The 371-nt window shown below is 59.3% G+C and carries 1 protein-coding gene and 1 pseudogene; both read right to left on the reverse strand.

The window, feature by feature from the left end:
- Positions 1-113 (reverse strand): hypothetical protein (locus ACTJJX_RS35145; RefSeq protein WP_414702922.1); only part of this gene is annotated, 113 nt, incomplete at its 3' end.
- Positions 114-293: 180 nt separating this feature from the next.
- Positions 294-371 (reverse strand): annotated as a pseudogene (locus ACTJJX_RS35150) (Hcp family type VI secretion system effector); the annotation flags it as partial.

Raw genomic sequence — 371 nt, forward strand, 5'->3', positions numbered from 1 at the left:
AGGTTCAGGCGGAAAGGCTCGCAGAGCGCTTCTTCCAGTTCGAACTCGACGACATCGAACGCAAGGTTCCCTTCGCCAACGACGAAGGTGAATTTCAGGTCTCTTTGACGCATGGATCGTTCCCTGTTCCGGGTGGGCAGTTCCTTTCCAATCCATTGGAGGAGCAAGCCACGTTACTCTTGCTCAGCCGGCGCCGAAAGTCTTTGGCTCTGTGTCGATTTCGCGAAGTCGCGGACATTTTCGGCTCGACGGAGAACCGGCCGCACAGGTGTACGACCGGTGTGCCTGTCAACTCACCCTGCCACCGGCGAGCGCCAGTCGTCGGAGCCGGAGGTGCCGGAGACTTCGTGGGTCCAGGTGATCTTGCGGTA

This window comes from Pseudomonas sp. 22490 (assembly GCF_052044465.1).
GTDB lineage: Bacteria > Pseudomonadota > Gammaproteobacteria > Pseudomonadales > Pseudomonadaceae > Pseudomonas > Pseudomonas aeruginosa.